Source organism: Streptomyces sp. NRRL WC-3549 (genome assembly GCF_000721935.1).
Taxonomy (GTDB): domain Bacteria; phylum Actinomycetota; class Actinomycetes; order Streptomycetales; family Streptomycetaceae; genus Streptomyces.
Genome location: NZ_KL585418.1, coordinates 101,974 through 105,673, shown reverse-complemented (window position 1 = coordinate 105,673; position 3,700 = coordinate 101,974). Strand labels below are relative to the sequence as shown.

General features: G+C 71.0%; 2 protein-coding genes and 1 pseudogene. All 3 read right to left on the bottom strand.

Annotated features, from left to right (window positions below):
• Nucleotides 1-1,170, bottom strand: a pseudogene (locus IH13_RS0124025) (DUF5682 family protein); the annotation flags it as partial.
• Nucleotides 1,171-1,217: 47 nt separating this feature from the next.
• Nucleotides 1,218-2,330, bottom strand: a complete 1,113-nt coding sequence (locus IH13_RS0124020; RefSeq protein WP_031087733.1) for an ATP-binding protein — start codon at nt 2,328-2,330, stop codon at nt 1,218-1,220.
• Nucleotides 2,331-2,347: 17 nt separating this feature from the next.
• On the bottom strand, nt 2,348-3,700 hold a 1,353-nt coding region (locus IH13_RS0124015), incomplete at its 5' end, for a vWA domain-containing protein (protein ID WP_031087731.1).

Sequence of the window (3,700 nt, the reverse complement as noted above, 5' to 3'; positions counted from 1 at the left end):
GGCGGGCGGTGCGGCCGGGGCGGACACCGGGGCGGCCGCCACCGCCTTCCTCGCCTCGGCCCGTCGCGCACCGGCCTGGCCTTCCAGGACGTACGGCTTCACCCGGGTGCGCTTGAGGTTCTTCGCCCACTGCGTGGCGGCGATGGAGACCGAGCCGCCCGCGAGGCCGAACTGCGCCTCGATCGCCGCGTGGCTGGACGGGATCAGGCCGTGCAGCCACGTGGTGTCGCTGCGCGGGGTGACCTCGAAGCCGTCACCGCCCTCGACGCCGAACTCCTCGACCCGGCTGACCGCGTGGAAGGCACCGCAGACGTAGAGGCAGTCCTGCGGGTCGGTGCCGGTGGCGGCCAGGTGCTCGCGCATCCTGGTCCACATGTGGCGTTCGCGGTCCTCGTCGATCCGCACGCGGTGCGTGTCGCCGGGCGCCAGCCGGCGGAAGAGGCTGCCGATCAGCAGCATGACCTGGCGGTAGGTGTCGTGGTCGCTGTCGCCGAGCGGCAGCTCGACGTACTGGTGCCACCACTCGGACCAGTGCCGCACCTTGCCGTGGCGCAGCAGGTGCTCCTCCAGCTCGTCGAAGCGCGGTCGCAGGTCGCCGATCTCGACGCCGACCGCGTCGCCGTGCAGCGCCGCCTCCTCGTCCGCGGGCCGCGCGTCCGGACCGGACTCGGGGGCCGCTTCGTGGGCCCGCGCGTCCCACTGGAAGACGTGGTCGGACGAACGGTCGACCAGGACGAGTTCCACACCCGGGGTGTCCAGGGCGTAGGCGATGGCCTGGTACTCGGCGGAGGCCTCGGTGATCGGCGCGACCACCGACAGCGGCGCCCACTCGGCGGGGAAGCCGTCGGTCTCCGTGGCGAAGGACTGGACGGCCACCGGGAGACGGCAGTTGCGCAGCTCCGTCAGCAGCGGCGCCATGTCCTCGCACAGCTCCAGGTAGACCACCTTCGGCTGCTTCTCCCGCAGTCGCCGGGCCATCGCCACCGCCGAGGCGGGCGAGTGGTGGCAGACGGGGAAGACCTCCAGCGGCTCGGAGACCGCACGGTCGACGTCGGCGACGAGCCCGAGGAGGATCTCCTCCAGCGCGTCGGGCCCGCCGGCGAAGGCCGCGGCGGCCTCCTGCATCTGCGTACGCAGGGCGCCGAACGTGTCCGGGGACGTGCCGGGCATACCGACGGCGGTGGTGCTGGCGGCGGCGGTGCTCGCGGCGGGGGCGCTCACGAGAGCGTGGCGATCGCGTCGCGGCCGCCCTCCAGGAACTCCGGCCAGGAGCCGCCCTCCTCCTTGCTGCGCGGCTCGACCACTCCGTGCAGGTACTTGTTGAGGATGGCCAGGTCCTCCGGTTCGCGCCGGGCCAGCGAGCCGACGAGCGAGGAGGCCAGACTGCGGGCGGTCAGGCCCTGGGCGCCGAAGAAGTTGCTGTGCAGGATCGCGTCCTCCAGCACCCCGATCTGCTCCGCGGTGGACAGCGCGGACTCCAGCTTCTCGTCGTCGCTGCCGGCCGCGGCGGCGGAGGCGCGCAGGTCGGCGAAGCTCCGCAGCAGGACGTCGAGCAGCGTCGGCGGCACGTCGAGGTCGATGCTGTGGCGGCGCAGCAGCTCCTCGGTGCGGAAGCGGACGATCTCCGCCTCGCTCTTCCTGTCGGTCATCACCGGGATGCGGACGAAGTTGAAGCGGCGTTTGAGGGCCGATGACAGGTCGTTGACGCCCCGGTCACGGCTGTTGGCGGTGGCGATGACGGAGAACCCGGGCTTGGCGAAGACGATGTTGTCGCTGTCCAGCTCGGGCACCGAGATGTACTTCTCGGAGAGGATCGAGATCAGCGCGTCCTGGACGTCGCTGGTGGAACGGGTCAGCTCCTCGAAGCGGCCGATGGCACCCGTCTCCATGGCCGTCATGATCGGCGAGGGGATCATCGACTCCCGCGACTGGCCCTTGGCGATGACCATGGACACGTTCCACGAGTACTTGATGTGGTCCTCGGTGGTGCCGGCCGTGCCCTGCACCACCAGGGTGGAGTTGCGGCAGATCGCGGTGGAGAGCAGTTCGGCGAGCCAGCTCTTGCCGGTGCCGGGGTCACCGATGAGGAGGAGGCCGCGGTCGGAGGCGAGGGTGACGATGGAGCGCTCGACGAAGCTTCGGTCGCCGAACCACTTCTGGGATATCTCCCGGTCCAGGCCGTCGGCCCGCTCGGAGCCGAGGACGAACAGGCGGACCATCTTCGGGGACAGGCGCCAGGAGAAGGGCTTGGGGTTGTCGTCGATCGACTCCAGCCAGTCCAGCTCCTCGGCGTACTTGATCTCGGCGGGGGCGCGCAGCAGGTCGGACATGTGAGGCCTTCCGGGTATCAGGTGAGGAAGTTCTTGAGCTCGTGGACGAGCTTGCGTATGTGGCCGGAGAGGACCGGGGTGCCCTGGTCCTTGAACCGCTCGCGGAACCACGGGTTGACGTCACCGCGCCCCGAGCTGGTCACCGAGCCGACCGGGATGAACTTGGCGCCCGATCGGTGGGTGGCGGCCATGCTCTCGAAGAGCTGCTCGCCCCGCCATTCGTAGAAGTCGGAGATCCACACCACGACGGTGTTGCGGGGCTCGGCGATCTTCGGCTGGGCCAGGGCCATGGCGACCGTGCCGTCGGTGCCGCCGCCGAGGTCGGTGCGCAGCAGCGTCTCGAAGGGGTCGTGCGCCCAGGGCGTGAGATCGAGGGCCTGCGTGTCGTACGCGATCAGGTGGACGTCGACCTTGGGCAGCCCGGCGAAGACGGACGCCAGGATGGTGCAGTTGACCATGGAGTCCACCATCGAGCCCGACTGGTCCACGACGACGATCAGCCGCTGCGGAGTGGTCTTGCGCGCGGTGTGCCGGTAGTAGAGGCGGTCGACGTACAGCCGCTCCTCCTCCGGGCTCCAGTTGGTGAGGTTCTTCCAGATCGTGCGGTCGACGTCGAGGTTGCGGTACACCCGTTTGGGCGGGACGGAACGGTCCAGGGCACCGACCGTGGCCTTCTCCACCTGGGTGCGCAGCACTTCGGCGACCTCGTCGACGAACCGCCGGATGAGTGCCTTGGCGTTGGTCAGGGCCACGCCGGAGAGGTTGTTCTTGTCCCGCAGCAGCTGCTCGATCAGCGACATGCTCGGAGTGAGCTGTGCGGCCAGCTGCGGGTCGGCCAGCACCTCCCGCAGATGCATCCGTCTGACCAGATCGGCTTCCAGCGCACCGAGTTCGGGGCCGATCGCCGGGATCAGCCGGCTGAGGTCGGGCGTGGTGCCGTTGCCACCGGTGCCGGTCGGGCTGACGCCCGGTCCGCCGGGACGTCGGCCCGTCCCTCCGGCCGCCCGGCCGCCGCGCAGCTCCCCTGGTGCGCAGCCCAGGGCACGCTCCAGCCGGCCGGCGTCGGACTGCCAGCGGGCCAGCTGCCCGGCGGTGACCGTGCCGGGGGCGGGGGCGAAGACGTTGAGCAGCACCTTCGAGACGAGTGCCGCGCGCCGCACCTCGGCCGCCCGGTCCCGCTCGCCGTCGGTCCCGTCCGGCGTCCCGGGTGTCATCAGGCCGTCGAACTCGGCGGCCAGCTCCGGGTGGCGCTGCACGACGGAGTCGACGGAGGCCTGCGGGTCCAGCAGGGCGCCCGGCAGCCCGATGTCCTCGACGACGGCCACACTCGCCGATTCCAGGGCGGGCTGCTCCTCGGGGTCGAAGAGGCG